Origin of the sequence: Cellulomonas endometrii, assembly GCF_949769265.1 — a bacterium.
Lineage (GTDB): Bacteria > Actinomycetota > Actinomycetes > Actinomycetales > Cellulomonadaceae > Cellulomonas > Cellulomonas endometrii.
This window is the reverse complement of record NZ_CATKPC010000004.1, coordinates 232,224-247,208: the sequence shown is the minus strand read 5'-3', so window position 1 is coordinate 247,208 and position 14,985 is coordinate 232,224. Positions and strand designations below refer to the sequence as shown.

14 protein-coding genes are annotated in these 14,985 nt (G+C 76.2%); 9 read left to right on the top strand and 5 right to left on the bottom strand.

All coding sequences use genetic code 11. The features are described from left to right. Positions 1–15 precede the first annotated feature (15 nt). The 7 genes from QNH85_RS07020 (at position 16) to QNH85_RS06990 (ending at position 7,584) form a co-directional block, all read left to right on the top strand. The gene (locus QNH85_RS07020) at positions 16–1,050 is read left to right on the top strand and encodes a bifunctional riboflavin kinase/FAD synthetase (RefSeq protein ID WP_282945477.1); all 1,035 of its coding nucleotides are present in this window, start codon (positions 16–18) and stop codon (positions 1,048–1,050) included. Between the two features lie 103 nt (positions 1,051–1,153). Then, a complete protein-coding gene (rpsO, locus tag QNH85_RS07015; RefSeq protein ID WP_179685891.1) occupies positions 1,154–1,423 on the top strand; it encodes a 30S ribosomal protein S15 in 270 nt (89 codons plus the stop codon). Between the two features lie 254 nt (positions 1,424–1,677). Continuing rightward, positions 1,678–3,915, top strand: coding sequence for a polyribonucleotide nucleotidyltransferase (locus QNH85_RS07010; RefSeq protein ID WP_282945476.1), 2,238 nt, complete (start codon positions 1,678–1,680; stop codon positions 3,913–3,915). A 1-nt stretch (position 3,916) separates the two neighbouring features. Continuing rightward, a complete protein-coding gene (locus QNH85_RS07005; RefSeq protein WP_282945475.1) occupies positions 3,917–5,245 on the top strand; it encodes a M16 family metallopeptidase in 1,329 nt (442 codons plus the stop codon). A gap of 139 nt (positions 5,246–5,384) precedes the next feature. Further along, on the top strand, positions 5,385–6,257 hold the full coding sequence (locus QNH85_RS07000) for a helix-turn-helix domain-containing protein (protein WP_282945474.1): 873 nt from the start codon (positions 5,385–5,387) through the stop codon (positions 6,255–6,257). A gap of 11 nt (positions 6,258–6,268) precedes the next feature. Next, entirely contained in the window at positions 6,269–7,042 is a 774-nt protein-coding gene (gene dapB / locus QNH85_RS06995) for a 4-hydroxy-tetrahydrodipicolinate reductase (RefSeq protein WP_282945473.1), read from the top strand. 5 nt (positions 7,043–7,047) lie between these two features. Beyond that, positions 7,048–7,584 carry a hypothetical protein gene (locus QNH85_RS06990; protein ID WP_428830368.1) on the top strand — a complete coding sequence of 179 codons (537 nt, stop codon included), beginning with the start codon at positions 7,048–7,050 and terminating at the stop codon, positions 7,582–7,584. Positions 7,585–7,782: 198 nt separating this feature from the next. Here the strand turns inward: QNH85_RS06990 and QNH85_RS06985 are convergent, their stop codons facing one another. The 3 genes from QNH85_RS06985 to QNH85_RS06975 form a co-directional block, all read right to left on the bottom strand. Further along, positions 7,783–9,513: a putative bifunctional diguanylate cyclase/phosphodiesterase gene (locus tag QNH85_RS06985; protein ID WP_282945472.1), complete on the bottom strand. Its 1,731-nt coding sequence runs from the start codon at positions 9,511–9,513 to the stop codon at positions 7,783–7,785. Positions 9,514–9,661: 148 nt separating this feature from the next. After that, entirely contained in the window at positions 9,662–10,225 is a 564-nt protein-coding gene (locus QNH85_RS06980; protein ID WP_213283115.1) for a GNAT family N-acetyltransferase, read from the bottom strand. 5 nt (positions 10,226–10,230) lie between these two features. After that, positions 10,231–11,703, bottom strand: coding sequence for an NAD-dependent succinate-semialdehyde dehydrogenase (locus QNH85_RS06975; RefSeq protein WP_282945471.1), 1,473 nt, complete (start codon positions 11,701–11,703; stop codon positions 10,231–10,233). Between QNH85_RS06975 and QNH85_RS06970 the strand changes: the two genes are divergently transcribed. Further along, positions 11,626–12,900 (top strand): P1 family peptidase, encoded by a 1,275-nt coding sequence (locus tag QNH85_RS06970; RefSeq protein ID WP_346016297.1) that lies wholly within the window; start codon positions 11,626–11,628, stop codon positions 12,898–12,900. The genes QNH85_RS06975 and QNH85_RS06970 overlap by 78 nt on opposite strands. Beyond that, a complete protein-coding gene (locus tag QNH85_RS06965; protein WP_282945469.1) occupies positions 12,897–13,721 on the top strand; it encodes a thymidylate synthase in 825 nt (274 codons plus the stop codon). Before QNH85_RS06970 ends, QNH85_RS06965 begins: the two co-directional genes overlap by 4 nt. Positions 13,722–13,725: 4 nt before the next feature. Here the strand turns inward: QNH85_RS06965 and QNH85_RS06960 are convergent, their stop codons facing one another. Both QNH85_RS06960 and QNH85_RS06955 read right to left on the bottom strand, forming a co-directional pair. After that, complete coding sequence (locus QNH85_RS06960) at positions 13,726–14,046, bottom strand: AzlD domain-containing protein (RefSeq protein WP_282945468.1); 321 nt, start codon at positions 14,044–14,046, stop codon at positions 13,726–13,728. Further along, positions 14,043–14,804, bottom strand: a complete 762-nt coding sequence (locus tag QNH85_RS06955) for an AzlC family ABC transporter permease (protein ID WP_282945467.1) — start codon at positions 14,802–14,804, stop codon at positions 14,043–14,045. Before QNH85_RS06955 ends, QNH85_RS06960 begins: the two co-directional genes overlap by 4 nt. Between the last annotated feature and the right edge of the window lie 181 nt (positions 14,805–14,985).

Genomic DNA, 14,985 nt, shown 5'->3' with positions numbered 1-14,985 from the left:
CCGACGGGAGTGCGAGTGCATCGCTGGACGGACCTGGCGCAGGTCCCCGCGGACTTCGGGCCGTCGGTGGTGACGGTCGGCAACTTCGACGGGGTGCACCGCGGTCACGTCGGGGTGCTGACCCGCATGGTGGCGGACGCCCGGGCGGCGGGCGCGCGGTCGGTGGCGGTGACGTTCACCCCGCACCCCCAGCAGGTGCACCGGCCGGAGCAGGCGCCCCCGCTGCTCACCGGCGACACCGACCGCCTGGAGCTGCTCGAGCAGACCGGCCTGGACGCGGTGCTCCTGCTCACCTACACGCTGGAGTTCGCGCAGCAGACGGCCGAGGAGTTCGTCCGCCGGTACCTCGTCGAGGGCCTGCGCGCGCGCACCGTCGTGGTGGGCCGGGACGTGCGGTTCGGCCGGGGCAACGCCGGTGACCTCGCGACGATGGTCGAGCTGGGGGAGCGGTTCGGCTTCGCGGTCGAGGTCATCGAGGACGTCGCGCCCGACGGCGGGGACGAGGACCCGGCGGGCGCCGGCGGGGCCGACCCGCTGGCCGACCCGCTGCGCCGGCGCTGGTCCTCGACGTGGGTGCGCGAGCTGCTCGCCGCGGGCGACGTCCGGCAGGCCGCGCGGGTGCTGGGCCGGCCGCACCGGATGCGCGGCACGGTCGTGCACGGCGACAAGCGCGGCCGGGACCTGGGGTACCCCACGGCGAACCTGTCGCCGGACTCGGCGGGCATGGTGCCCGCGGACGGCGTGTACGCCGGCTGGCTCCGCCGACCGGGCGTCGAGCCGGGCGCGCCCGACGCGGTGCTGCCCGCCGCGGTCTCCGTCGGCACGAACCCCACCTTCGACGGGGTCCAGCGCCGCGTGGAGGCGTACGTCCTCGACCGCACGGACCTCGACCTGTACGGCGAGGAGGTCGTGCTGGACTTCGTGGAGCGGCTCCGGCCGACGCTGCGGTTCGACTCCGTCGACGAGCTCGTCGAGCAGATGGACCGGGACGTCGAGGGGGTCCGCGGGGTGCTGCGCCCCGTCGCCGACCAGGCCGACCAGCAGGACTGAGGTCGGCTGCTAGACTCGGACAGCCGTCAGAACGGCCGCGGACCGAGAGCGCCCGGGTGGACCTGCCCCGGAGCACCGCGCAACGAGACAAACCGGGAGAGTCGTGCCCCTCGACAGTGCCACCAAGCAGTCCATCATGACCGAGTACGCCACCCACGAGGGTGACACCGGTTCCCCCGAGGTCCAGATCGCGATGCTCACGCAGCGCATCAAGGACCTGACCGAGCACCTCAAGACGCACAAGCACGACCACCACAGCCGCCGTGGGCTGCTGCTCCTGGTCGGCCAGCGCCGCCGGCTGCTCGGCTACCTGCAGAAGGTCGACATCAACCGCTACCGCAGCCTCATCGAGCGGCTCGGCCTGCGCCGTTGATCGCCTGACCAGCCCGGACCCCGATCGGGGTCCGGGCTGGTCCTGCGTCGGGGCCCCGCGTCCCGGCACGCACCACCGCACGACCCAGCACCACCCCAGCACCACCCCAGCACCATCCAGCACCACTTCTCACTCCGCGCCGGTCGACGCGTCCGGTCCTCGGTAGTGGCGCTCGGAACGCCTCGGCGCTCCGGGTACCTCGATCGAAGACCGCCGTGACCGGTCCGGCGCCTTCGAGACAAAGGAGGGCACCCGTGGAGGGTCCCGAGATCCAGTTCGCCGAGGCCGTGATCGACAACGGTCGCTTCGGCACCCGCACCGTCCGCTTCGAGACCGGCCGCCTGGCCAAGCAGGCCGCCGGTTCGGCCATGGCCTACCTCGACGGCGAGACCGCCCTGCTGTCCGCGACCACCGCGGGCAAGCACCCCAAGGACCAGTTCGACTTCTTCCCGCTGACGGTGGACGTCGAGGAGCGGCAGTACGCCGCCGGCAAGATCCCCGGCTCGTTCTTCCGCCGCGAGGGCCGCCCGTCGACCGACGCGATCCTGGCCTGCCGCCTGATCGACCGCCCGCTGCGCCCGCTGTTCGTCAAGGGCCTGCGCAACGAGGTCCAGGTCGTCATCACCGTCCTGGCGATTCACCCGGACGACGCGTACGACGTGCTCGCGATCAACGCGGCGTCCATCAGCACGCAGATCTCCGGCCTGCCGTTCTCCGGCCCGGTCGGTGCCGTGCGCATCGCGCTGATCGACGGCCAGTGGGTCGCGTTCCCGCGCTACACCGAGCGCGAGCGCGCCACGTTCGAGATCGTCGTGGCCGGCCGTGTCGTCGGTGACGACGTCGCGATCGCCATGATCGAGGCCGAGGCCCCGGAGAAGTCCTGGAACCTCATCAAGGACGAGGGCGGCGTCGCCCCGACCGAGGCCGTCGTGGCCGAGGGCCTGGAGGCGTCCAAGCCGTTCATCCGCGCCCTGGTCGAGGCGCAGCAGCAGCTCGCCGCGCAGGCCTCCAAGGAGACCCGCGACTTCCCGACGTTCCCGGACTACCAGCCGGACGCGTACGAGGCCGTCGAGGGCGCCGCGCAGGCGAAGATCCACGAGGCGATGCAGATCGCGGACAAGCAGACCCGCGAGGGCCGCCTGGACGAGATCAAGGCCGAGGTGCTCGACGAGCTCGGCGCGTCGTTCGAGGGCCGCGAGAAGGAGCTGTCCGCCGCGGTGCGTGCGGTGACCAAGAAGGTCATCCGCCAGCGCATCCTCACGGACGGCTTCCGCATCGACGGCCGCGGCCTGCGGGACATCCGCACGCTGTCGGCCGAGGTCGAGGTCCTGCCCCGCGTGCACGGCTCGGCGCTGTTCGAGCGCGGCGAGACCCAGATCCTGGGTGTCACCACGCTGAACATGCTCCGCATGGAGCAGCAGATCGACTCGCTGTCGCCCGAGACGCGCAAGCGCTACATGCACAACTACAACTTCCCGCCCTACTCGACCGGTGAGACCGGCCGCGTGGGCTCGCCGAAGCGGCGCGAGATCGGGCACGGCGCTCTCGCCGAGCGCGCGCTCATGCCGGTGCTGCCGAGCCGCGAGGAGTTCCCCTACGCGATCCGTCAGGTCTCCGAGGCGCTGGGCTCCAACGGCTCGACCTCGATGGGCTCGGTCTGCGCGGCCACGCTGTCGCTGCTGAACGCCGGTGTGCCGCTGCGCGCGCCGGTCGCCGGCATCGCGATGGGCCTCGTGTCCGACACGGTGAACGGTGAGACCCGCTACGCGGCGCTCACCGACATCCTGGGCGCCGAGGACGCGTTCGGCGACATGGACTTCAAGGTCGCCGGTACCCGCGAGTTCGTCACGGCCATCCAGCTCGACACCAAGCTCGACGGCATCCCCGCCTCCGTGCTGGCCGACGCGCTGACCCAGGCCAAGGAGGCCCGCCTGGCGATCCTCGACGTGCTCAACGAGGCGATCGACGTCCCGGACGAGATGTCGCCGAACGCCCCGCGCGTCATCACGGTGAAGGTGCCGGTCGACAAGATCGGCGAGGTCATCGGCCCGAAGGGCAAGATGATCAACCAGATCCAGGAGGAGACCGGCGCCGACATCTCCATCGAGGACGACGGCACCGTCTACATCGGCGCGACCGACGGCCCGTCGGCCGAGGCGGCGCGGGCCGCGATCAACGCGATCGCCAACCCGCACATGCCGGAGATCGGCGAGCGCTTCGTCGGCACCGTCGTCAAGACGACCACGTTCGGCGCGTTCGTCTCCCTGTCCCCGGGCAAGGACGGCCTGCTGCACATCTCGCAGATCCGTCGCCTCGTCGGCGGCAAGCGCGTCGACAAGGTCGAGGACGTCCTCGGCGTGGGCCAGAAGGTCCAGGTCGAGATCGGCGAGATCGACCCGCGCGGCAAGCTGTCGCTGCACGCGGTCGTGGCCGAGGACGCCGAGGGCGGCGAGGGTGCGGCCGAGGCCGCCGCTGAGCCGGCCGACGCCTGACGTGCCGCTGGACCTCCCTCTCGTCGCGCCCGGTGAGCCGGGCAGCGACGTGACCGCCGGGCAGGCGGGCGACGGCGACGTCCGTCGCTCCGTCCTGCCCGGCGGGGTCCGCCTCCTCACGGAGCACGTCCCCGGGATGCGGTCCGCGTCCGTGGGGGCGTGGGTCGGCGTGGGTTCCCGGGACGAGAGCGACGGGCACCACGGCTCGACGCACTTCCTCGAGCACCTGCTGTTCAAGGGCACCGCGCGGCGCACGGCGATGGACATCGCCGAGGCGTTCGACGAGGTCGGCGGCGAGGCCAACGCCGCCACGGGCAAGGAGCACACCTGCTACTACGCCCGGGTCCTGGACGAGGACCTGCCGATGGCGGTCGACGTCATCGCGGACATGGTGACCTCGGCGCGGCTCGACGCCGACGAGCTCGAGACCGAGCGCGGCGTGATCCTCGAAGAGCTCGCCATGAACGACGACGACCCGAGCGACGTCGTGCACGAGCGGTTCGCGACGGTCGTCCTGGGCGACCACCCGCTCGGCCGTCCCATCGGCGGCACGCCCGACACCATCCGGGCCGTGCCGCGGGACGCCGTGTGGGAGCACTACCGCCAGCACTACCGGCCCGCCACGCTCGTCATGACGGCCGCCGGGAACGTCGACCACGACGCCCTCGCGGCGCAGGTCGTGCAGGCCCTCACCGACGGCGGCTGGGCGCTGCCCGAGGGGGGTGCCCCCGCCGGCCGGCGGGACGTCCGGGACGCGGTCGCCGTGACGGCGCAGGCGGAGCGGGTCACGGTGCGGCGCTCCACCGAGCAGGCGAACGTCATCGTCGGCGGCACCGGCCTCACCGCCACGGACCCCCGGCGGTTCACCCTCTCGGTCCTGAACGCGGCGCTGGGCGGCGGCATGTCGTCGCGGCTGTTCCAGGAGATCCGCGAGAAGCGGGGCCTGGCGTACTCGACGTACTCGTTCGCGTCCGGCCACGCCGACACGGGCGTGTTCGGGCTGTACGCCGGCTGCGCGCCGGGCAAGGTCGACCAGGTCACCGACCTGCTGGTCGCCGAGCTCGAGCGCCTCGCGGACTCGGGTCTCACCGACGCCGAGCTGCGCCGGTCCGTCGGGCAGCTGTCCGGCAGCCTGGTGCTCGGTCTCGAGGACTCCGGCTCCCGGATGTCGCGGCTCGGCAAGTCCGAGCTCGTGCACGGGGAGCTGCTGTCCACGCAGGAGTCGCTCGACCGCGTCCGCGCGGTCACCGCGCGCGACGTCCAGGAGCTCGCCGCCGACCTCGCGTCGCGGCCGCGCTCGGTGGTGCGCGTGGGTCCCTTCGGGGACTGAGCCACCCGCGGGCCGCCTGGCCCGCGTCGACCGAGCAGGAGCCGGGTCCCCGTCGCGGGGGCCCGGTTCCTGCCGTCGGGGGCCGATCCGGGCCCGAGGTCCCGTTCCCCGCGGCGACCCCCGGGCGGATCATGGACCCATGGCCGCCGTCACGCTCACCCGTCGCTCCGTCGCCGTCCCGCCGCGCTCGCCGGGGCTGGTGGAGGCGCTGTGGGCGGCGCGGGGTCCGCACGGCGCGCCCCCGCGCGTGGCGCTGCCCGACGGGCGCCCCGCGGCCGTCGTGCGCATGGGCGGGCCGGTGCGGTGGGTGGACCCGCTCACCCGCGAGACCGAGGTGATCGGCAGCGTGCTGCGCGGGCCGCGCAGCGTGCCGCAGGTGGTGCTCCCCGACGACCCCGCCGCCCCGTCGTGGGAGGTCGGCGCCCGGCTCGCGCCGTGGGCGCTGTCCGCCCTGCACCCCGAGGGGTTCCTGGTCGACGACCACCGGCCGCTGGGCGAGGCGCTGGGCCTGGGCGCAGGCGTGCTCGAGGACCGGCTGGCCGCGGCGTGGACCGCCGCTGCGACGGCGCCCGGAGCCGACGAGGACGCCGGTGCGCGGGCCGCGGCGCGGGCGCTCGAGGAGGCCCTGGTGGGCGCGGTGCGCCGGCCCGTGCCCGTGGGCGACCGCGACGACCTGGACCGGGTCGTGCGGCTCGCGGACGACGAGCGCGGCCTGCTCCGCTCGATCGACCTGGCCCGCTCCGTCGACCGGTCGCTCGCCTCCCTGCACGCCCTGACGACCCAGCACCTCGGCGTCACGCCCGCCGCGTTCCTGTCCGCGGTGCGGATGTCGTGCGCGGTCCGCGAGCTCGGCGTCGACGACCGCGGGGACGCCCTGCGCGTCGTCGACGTGCTGCGCGCCTACTGCGACGCCGGCTACCCGCAGCGGGAGGTGGAGCGGTTCACCGGTCTCAGCGCGCTGGAGCTGCGGCGGGCCGTGCGCGGCATGGAGGAGGTGCTGGCGACCGTCTAGGGTGACGTCCCGTGACCTCACCTGACGGCAGCATCGACACGACACCGGTCGCCGTGCTCGGCGCGGCCGGACGGATGGGCCGCGCCGTCGTGGCGGCGGTCGAGGCGGCGCCGGACCTGGAGCTGGTGGCCGCCCTCGAGCACGGCGACGACGTCGGCGCGGTCGCCGCGACCGGCGCGCGGGTGGCCGTCGACTTCACCGTCCCCGCGGTCACCGAGGCGAACGTCCGGTCGCTCGTGGCGCAGGGCGTGCACGTCGTCGTCGGCACCACCGGCTGGACCCCCGAGTCGCTCGGCCGGGTCGCGGCGGACCTCGAGCAGCGTCCGGGCGTCGGGGTGCTCGTCGCCCCGAACTTCGCGCTCGGGGCGGTGCTCGCGATGGCGTTCGCCGCGCGCGCCGCCCGCTGGTTCGAGTCCGTCGAGGTGGTCGAGCTGCACCACCCCGACAAGGTCGACGCGCCCTCCGGCACCGCCCGGCACACCGCGCAGGCGATCGCCCGCGCCCGCCGCGACGCCGGGCTCGGCCCCGTCCCCGACGCGACGACCACCGCGCTGGACGGCGCGCGCGGCGCGGACGTCGACGGGGTCCGCGTGCACGCGGTGCGCCTGCGCGGCCTCGTCGCGCACGAGGAGATCCTGCTCGGGAACCCGGGGGAGCAGCTGACCATCCGGCACGACTCGTTCGACCGGGTGTCGTTCATGCCGGGCGTGCTGCACGCGGTGCGGACCGTCGGCGGGCGACCCGGGCTGACCGTCGGGCTCGAGCACTATTTGGACCTGGGCTGACGCGCGTGACCGGCCCCACGGACCCGGACCGGACCGGCCGGCCCGAGCGGCCCGCGGGCGGTGAGCGGCGGCGCCGCACCCCGCTGGTCGCGGCCCTCGCGCTGACGGCCCTGCTGGCGCTCTACGTCTGGGTGGTCGCCGGCCGGGCGCTCGCGCTGATCCGGACGGGGGAGCCGGTCGGCATCGCGCTCGGCGTCGCGTTCGCGGTGCTGCCGCTGCTGGTGCTCGTGCTCGTCGCCCGGGAGTGGCTGCTGGCGATCGACGTGCAGCGGATGGCCGACGAGCTCGCCGACCGGGGCGAGCTGCCCGTGGACGACCTGCCGCGGAGCCCGGGCGGCCGGATCGACCGGGCCGCCGCCACCGCCGCCTTCGACGGCGCCCGCGCCGAGGCGGAGGCGGCCGACCCGGACGACTGGGGCGCGTGGTACCGGCTGGCGTTCGCGTACGACGCCGCGGGGGACCGCCGCCGGGCCCGCGCGGTCCTCCGGCACGCCAGCCGCCTGCACCGCGGCCGCGGCACGGGCGCCCCGCCGTCCCTCTGACGGCCCGTCCGGCCCCCGTCCCGTCCCGTCCCGTCCGTCACCCGACGGCCCGCCCGCGCCCCCGCGCGGGCAGCCGACGCTGCCCCGCGGGGGGCGGGGGCCGCGCCCTCTGCCCGCTCGGCCGCGCGGGGGCGGTGGGCGGCGGGTGAAGGCGGGGTCGGTCGGGCGGGCTGGGGGTGCGGGAGCAGCCGGGGCGGGTCAGGCGGGGGTGAGGTAGCGGGTCAGGGCGTCGGCGGGCATCGGTCGCGCCACGAGGTAGCCCTGGACCAGCGGGATCCCGGCGGCGCGCAGGGCGTCGAGCTGCTCGGGGGACTCCACGCCCTCCGCGACGACGGCCATGCCGCGGTCGGTCGCCATCCGGTGCACGAGCTCGACCAGCAGGGCGTCCATCGGGTCGTCGAGCATCCCGGCGACGACGGAGCGGTCGATCTTCACGACGTCCACCGGCAGGCGGGTCACCTGCCGCAGGCCGGACATCGCGCCGCCGAGGTCGTCCAGGGCGATCGGGACGCCGGCCGCGCGCAGCGCCCGCAGGGCCGGGTCGGCCCGCACGATCTGCGCCTCGGTCGCCGCCTCGGACAGCTCCAGGCGGACGGCCCCGGGCGCGGTGCCGGTGGCGCGCAGCACGGTCAGCACCCGCTCGGCGAGCTGGAGCTCGTCCAGCGCCCAGGGCGACAGGTTCACGTTGACCACCTCGGGCGCGCGGACCGCGGGGTCCGCCTGCCACGCGGCCAGGTCGCGGCAGGCCCGGTCCAGCACCCACAGGTCCAGGTCGAGGGCGCGCCCCGCCCGCGCAGCGCGGCCCAGGGGCTCGACCGGGCCGCCCAGGGTGCCGTCGTCCGCGCGGTTGCGGAGCAGCGCCTCCACCTCGCGGACCGAGCCGTCGGCGGTCGCCGCGATGGGCTGGTAGTGCACCTCGAGGCCCGCCCACGCCGCGGTCTCGACCTCGGGGGGACCGGTGTCGGCACCCGCGAGCCGGACGCGGTCGCCGCCGGACTTCTTGGCCCCGTACATCGCCAGGTCCGCCTCGCGCAGCAGCCGGTCGCTGTCGACCAGCGACCCGGCGCCGATCGCCAGCCCGACGCTGACGCGCGAGTGCGCCGGCACGGGCAGCGCCGGGTCGTGCGCCGCGATCGCCGCGCGCAGCTGCTCGCCCAGGCCCAGGGCGTGGACCCGCCAGGTGTCGTCCGGCGTCTGCGGCGGCAGCAGGCGGGCGAGCGCGAACTCGTCGCCGCCGAGCCGGCCGACCACGTCCCCGGGCCGGGCCGTCGCCCCGAGGCGCGTCGCCACCGAGTGCAGCAGCGCGTCGCCGAACGAGTGGCCGAGCGTGTCGTTGACCTCCTTGAGCCGGTCCAGGTCCAGGAAGGCCAGCACGACCGCGCCGCGGCCGGACCGCGCCGCGTCGCACAGGTCACGGAGCCCGTCGACGAACCGCGCGCGGGACGTGACGCCGGTCAGGTGGTCGTGCGAGGCCTCGTGCGCGAGCTCCGCCGCGAGGGCCTCCATCAGCGTCGTCGGGTCGAGGATCCCGACCGGGGCACCGCCCGGGCCGGTGACGACCATGTCCGAGTAGCTGTCGCCCGCCGCGAGCCGCTCGGCCGCCTCCGTCAGGGAGGCACCGACGTCGACCCAGGGCACGTCCCACCGCGCGACGTCCGCGACCGGGCGCCGGGCCCACAGCGACCGCCCGAACCCGTACCGGCCGGTCATCGTCGTCAGGAAGTCCTTGCGGGCGACCATGCCGTGCGGGCCGCCCGCCTCCCGCGGCGCGACGAGCACGGAGGAGCCGGTCCACCGGCTGCGGAACCCGACGTCCACCGCCTCGCACGAGTCGGTGGGGGCGACGACGACGGGCGTGGACACGAGGTCGGCGAGCGCCCGGCCACGGTCGGCGCGCCGCCAGGGCGCGCGGGTCTGAGGGGCAGCCACGTCCGTGACCATCGCCCTCCGGCGCGCTGACCTGAGGGTCCGCCGCGCCCCGCCGCCGGGTGTTCGCCGGCCGTTCACCGGCCGCACCCTCCGGTCACCACGGCCGGGTGACGGCCTCACCCGTGCGCACCAGCGGGCCGGCGCCGGGTCAGATCGAGGCGCCCCAGAGGTGCTCGGTGATCTCGCGGGGGTCGTCCTCCTCGCCGAGGACGCGCCGCGCGCCGACGTCGCCGAGACCCGCCGAGCCGAGGAACTGCTCGCGCGCCGTGTCGCCCTCGACGACCCAGGTCTGCACGCTCGTCGCGCGGTCCTCGTCGCGGAGCAGGTCGACCACCGCGGCCAGCAGGCGGGACCCGTGCCCGAGGCGCCGCTCGCCCGGCTCGACCTCGAGCGCCAGGATCTCCCCGCCCGGGGTGTCGTCGCCCGACCCGGGCGGCGCGGTGACGGGGACGACCGACGCGAACCCCACGAGCCGCGGGCCGTGCACGGCGACGAGCACGCGGTAGCCGCGGCCCGGCGGGGCGGTGATCGCGGTCGCCCACTGCTCGGTGAGCCGGGCGGGGTCGATCCGGTCGAGCACCCCGGCGCCCAGCGTCTCGCCGTGGGTGGCGCGCCAGGCGGCGAGCTGGACGGCGGCGATCGCCCGCTCGTCACCGGGGACGGCGGGCCGCACCGAGACGTCGGAGGTCGAGGGCAGGAGGGGTCCGGGCATGCGGGTCACAATGCCACGTAGCGGGTCTCCAGGTACTCCTCGATCCCGGCCTCGCCGCCCTCCCGCCCGATGCCCGAGTGCTTGACGCCGCCGAAGGGTGCGCTGGCGTCCGACACCATGCCGCGGTTGACGCCGAGCATGCCGGCCTCGACCTGCTCGGCCAGGCGCATGACCCGGCCGACGTCGCGCGTGTAGGCGTACGCGACCAGCCCGTACTCGGTGGCGTTGGCCAGCCGGACGCCGTCCGCCTCGGAGCCGAACGTGACGACGGGCGCGACGGGCCCGAAGATCTCCTCCCGGACGGCGCGCGCGTCCTCGGGCACGCGGTCCAGGACGGTCGGCTGGTAGAAGTACCCGCGCCCCGCGGGGCGCTCCCCGCCGGTCCGCACGCGGGCGCCCGCGTCCGCCGCCTCGGCGACCAGGTCGGAGACCCGCTCGACGGCGGACCGCTCGATCAGCGGGCCCACGGTCACGCCGGGCTCGGTGCCGTGGCCGACGACCAGCGCGTCGAACGCGGCGGTGAGCCGGTCGGTGAACTCCGCCGCGACGGACTCCTGCACCAGGAACCGGTTCGCCGCCACGCAGGTCTGGCCCGCGTTGCGCATCTTCGCGGCGACGGCGCCCTCGACGGCCGCGTCCAGGTCGGCGTCGTCGAACACCAGGAACGGCGCGTTGCCGCCCAGCTCCATCGACGTGCGCAGGATGCCGTCGGCGGCCTGCCGCAGCAGGGTCCGGCCGACCTCGGTGGAGCCGGTGAACGACAGCTTGCGCAGCCGCGCGTCGGCGAGCACCGGTTCGGTCAGGGCGCGGGAGGACGACGTCGGGACGACGTTGACCACGCCGGCCGGCAGGTCCCGCGCGTCGAGCTCCTCGCGCAGCAGCTCCGCGAAGTAGGCGGTGGTCAGCGGCGTGAGCTGCGCCGGCTTGATCACCACGGGGCAGCCGGCCGCCAGCGCGGGGGCGACCTTGCGGGTGATCATCGCGATCGGGAAGTTCCACGGCGTGATGAGCAGGGCGGGACCGACCGGCCGGCGCAGGACCAGCTGGTGGTGCGTGCCCGCCGGGGCGCGCCGGGTCAGGCCGTCGAGCCGGACCGCCTGCTCCGAGTACCAGCGCACGTACTCCGCGGCGTAGGCGACCTCCGCGCGGGACTCCGCCAGCGGCTTGCCGCCCTCGGCCGTGACCAGGGCGGCGAGGTCCTCGGCGCGCGCCGTCATGGCGTCGAACACGGCCCGCAGCACGTCCGAGCGCGTCCGCGGGGACACGTCGCGCCACACCGGGAACGCCCGGTGCGCGGCGTCCAGGGCGGCGAGGCCGTCGTCCGGCGTCGCGTCCGCGACCTCGAACAGCACCTCGGTGGTCGCCGGGTCCGCCACGGGGAACGTGCCGCCGCCCGAGGCGTGCCGCCAGTGCCCGTCGATCAGCAGCCCCGTCGGGGTGTGCGCGGCGACGTAGGGCGGCAGCGGCGAGGACGACATGGGCCCAGTGTCGCGCTCACCCGGCGCTGCGGCACCCCCTGCGCCGCAGCGCCGTGCCGCGGCAGCCCGGCGGCGCCGTGGCGCGGGGGGGCGGGGGCCGCCCGCGCCCCGCGGCCCGCCCCCGGGCCCGCTCCGGGGCCCGCCCCGGGGGCGGCGCCGGCCGTCCGGCGGGGGGCGGAGCCCGCCCCGCCGGGAGCCGGGGCCGAGCGGCTGCGGGGGATCACCGACGTGCCCGGCGTCCGCGTCGGGCACGCGCAGCGCACCGGCGACGGGTGGCTGACCGGCGTCACGGTCGTGCTCCCGCCGCCGGGCACGGTCGCCGGCGTGGACGTCCGCGGCGGCGGGCCGGGCACGCACGAGACGGACGCGCTCGACCCGCGCACGCTCGTGCCGACCGCGGACGCCGTCGTGCTCACCGGCGGGTCGGCGTACGGGCTGGTGACGGCGCACGGGGTGCAGCGGTGGCTCGCGGAGCACGACCGCGGCTACCGCGTGGGGAGGCGCGGGGCGAGGTCGTGCCGATCGTGCCGGCGGCCGCGGTGTTCGACCTGGGGCGCGGCGGGCGGTTCGACGCGCACCCGGACGAGCCGCTGGGCTACGAGGCGGCGGTGGCCGCGGGGGCGAGCGCGGAGGGCGCGGACGTCGAGCGGGGTCCGTCGGGGCGGGCACCGGGGCGGCCATCGCGATGCAGCGGCGCAAGGGCGGGGTCCGGCGGGGCGGGCGCCCGCCCCGCTGGACCACGTGGTGGTCGGGGCGCTCGCGGTGGTGAACGCCGCCGGGGCTCCGGTCGGCGCGCCGTGGCCGGACGCGCCGGTTCCCCCGGGGGAACCGGCCACCAGCACCGGCGCGCCGCTCAACACGACGATCGCCGTGGTCGCCACGAACGCCGCGCTCGACCCCGCCGAGACGTCCCGCACCGCCACCGCCGCGCACGCCGGCCTGGCGCGCGCCCTCGACCCCGTGCACACGCTGGTCGACGGCGACACCGTGTTCGCCCTCGCGACGGGCGCCGCGCCGCTGCCGGCGGGTCCGGCGGAGCGCGCGTCCCGGGTCGGTGCCCTGGTCCAGGTGCAGGCCGCGGCCGCCCGGGCCCTGGAGCTCGCCGTGATCGACGGGATCCGCAGCGCGCAGGGCGTGCGGACACCCCGGGTCGACCTGCCGGCGTGGGACGGTCCGCTGCCTACGATGGGGGCATGACGTCCGGCCTGCCCGACACCCGCCCCTCCGCCACGCCGTACGAGGAGCTGCTGCGCCTCGTGCTCGAGACGGGCACCCCGAAGGGCGACCGCACCGGCACCGGCACGCGCAGCGTGTTCGGCCACCAGATGCGGTTCGACCTGACGCAGGGCTTCCCGCTGGTCACGACCAAGCGCGTGCACCTGAAGTCGGTCGTGGGGGAGCTGCTGTGGTTCCTGCGCGGCGAGTCGAACGTGCGCTGGCTGCAGGCCAACGGCGTGAGGATCTGGGACGAGTGGGCCGACGAGGACGGCGACCTCGGCCCGGTGTACGGCGTGCAGTGGCGGTCCTGGCCGACGCCGGACGGCGGCACGATCGACCAGCTCGCGCAGGTGCTGGACGCGCTGCGCGCCGACCCGGACTCCCGGCGGCACATCGTCTCGGCGTGGAACGTGGCCGACATCCCGTCCATGGCGCTGGCGCCCTGCCACGCGTTCTTCCAGTTCTACGTGGCGGACGGGAAGCTGTCCTGCCAGCTCTACCAGCGGTCGGCGGACCTGTTCCTCGGGGTGCCGTTCAACATCGCGTCCTACGCCCTGCTCACGCACATGGTGGCCCAGCAGGTCGGCCTCGAGGTCGGCGACTTCATCTGGACCGGCGGGGACTGCCACATCTACGACAACCACGTCGAGCAGGTCCGCGAGCAGCTGACCCGCGAGCCGTACCCGTTCCCGACGCTGCGGCTGACGAAGGCCGCCTCGCTGTTCGACTACACGTTCGAGGACGTCGAGGTGCTGGACTACCAGCACCACCCGGCGATCAAGGCGCCCGTCGCGGTCTGACCCGTCAGGGCATCCCCAGCCGGCGCAGCAGCGCGGCGGTCGCCGCCGCGAGCAGCACCACGAGCACGAACGGCGCGCGCAGCAGCAGGGCGACCGCGGCGACGACCAGCGCCACGACCCGGGCGTCCAGGACCAGCGCGCCGTTCGACGTGCCGACCTGCACCGCCACGAGGGCGGCGAGCAGCGCGGCGGTGGCGAGCGCCGCGGTGCGGGTGACGCGCGGCCGCGCGAGCACCCGCTCCGGCACCACGTGCCCCAGCACCTTGGTCGCGAGCACGACGACCGACGCGGCGAGCACCGCCCACCACACCGCGACCCGGCTCACGGGGTCACCACCGGGGCGGCGCCCGGCCCGTCGCCCGCGCCGTCCGGTCGCTCCAGCGCACCGACGACGACGGCGAGCGCCGCGGCCGCCAGCACCGGCACACCCGCGGGGACGACGGGCGTGAGCGCCAGCGCGACCACGGCGGCCGCGACGGCGACCACCCGCACGGTCCGCACCTGGCGCGCGTCGGTCCCGGAGAGCCGCGGCCACAGCAGCGCCAGGAACGCCGCGCCGGCGGCGGCGTCCAGCCCGTAGCGGCGCGGGTCGCCCAGCGCGTCGCCCAGGAGCGCGCCCAGCAGCGTGCAGGCGTTCCACAGCACGAACACCCCGACCCCGGTCCACCAGAACCCCGCGCGGGTGGCCGCCCGGGTGGGCTGCGCGGTGGCGACGGCCGTCGACTCGTCGATCGTGAGGTGCGCCGCCAGCAGCCGCCGCCAGCCGTGGGCCCCGAGCAGGGGAGCGACCTGCACGCCGTACAGGCCGTTGCGGGCCCCCAGCAGGCCGGCGGTCGCCACGACGGCCCCGACGGCTCCGCCGGCCCCGATCACGCCGACGGCGGCGAACTGGGAGCCGCCGCTGAACATCAGCAGGCTCAGCGCCATCGTCTGCGGCAGGTCCAGGCCCGCGGCGACCGACAGCGCGCCGAACGAGACCCCGTACAGGCCCGTCGCGACGGAGACCGACAGGGCGGTCCGGACCGCCGCGCGGACGGCCGGGTCGGGGGCCCGACCCGTGCGGAGCGGAGGGAGGGGAGGCACGGCGACGAGCGTAGGACGGCGGACCGACGTCCCGGCGGGCGTGCCCGGATGCTGTCCGCCGCGCGGCCTGCCGGTGGACGGGTCGAACCGCAGGTGAACGCCACGGGAAGGCTCGCGGAACGTCCCCGCGGAACGCTCCGATCTGCTCGATCCGGGTCGCGGGAGCGGCGCAGAGTGTGCA

Bases quoted from the DNA above. Each gene is read 5' to 3' on its own strand.
- QNH85_RS06965 (WP_282945469.1), top strand. From the start codon at position 12,897: ATGACGTCCGGCCTGCCCGACACCCGCCCCTCCGCCACGCCGTACGAG.
- QNH85_RS06980 (WP_213283115.1), bottom strand. From the start codon at position 10,225: ATGCCCGGACCCCTCCTGCCCTCGACCTCCGACGTCTCGGTGCGGCCC.
- QNH85_RS07000 (WP_282945474.1), top strand. From the start codon at position 5,385: ATGGCCGCCGTCACGCTCACCCGTCGCTCCGTCGCCGTCCCGCCGCGC.
- QNH85_RS06975 (WP_282945471.1), bottom strand. From the start codon at position 11,703: ATGTCGTCCTCGCCGCTGCCGCCCTACGTCGCCGCGCACACCCCGACG.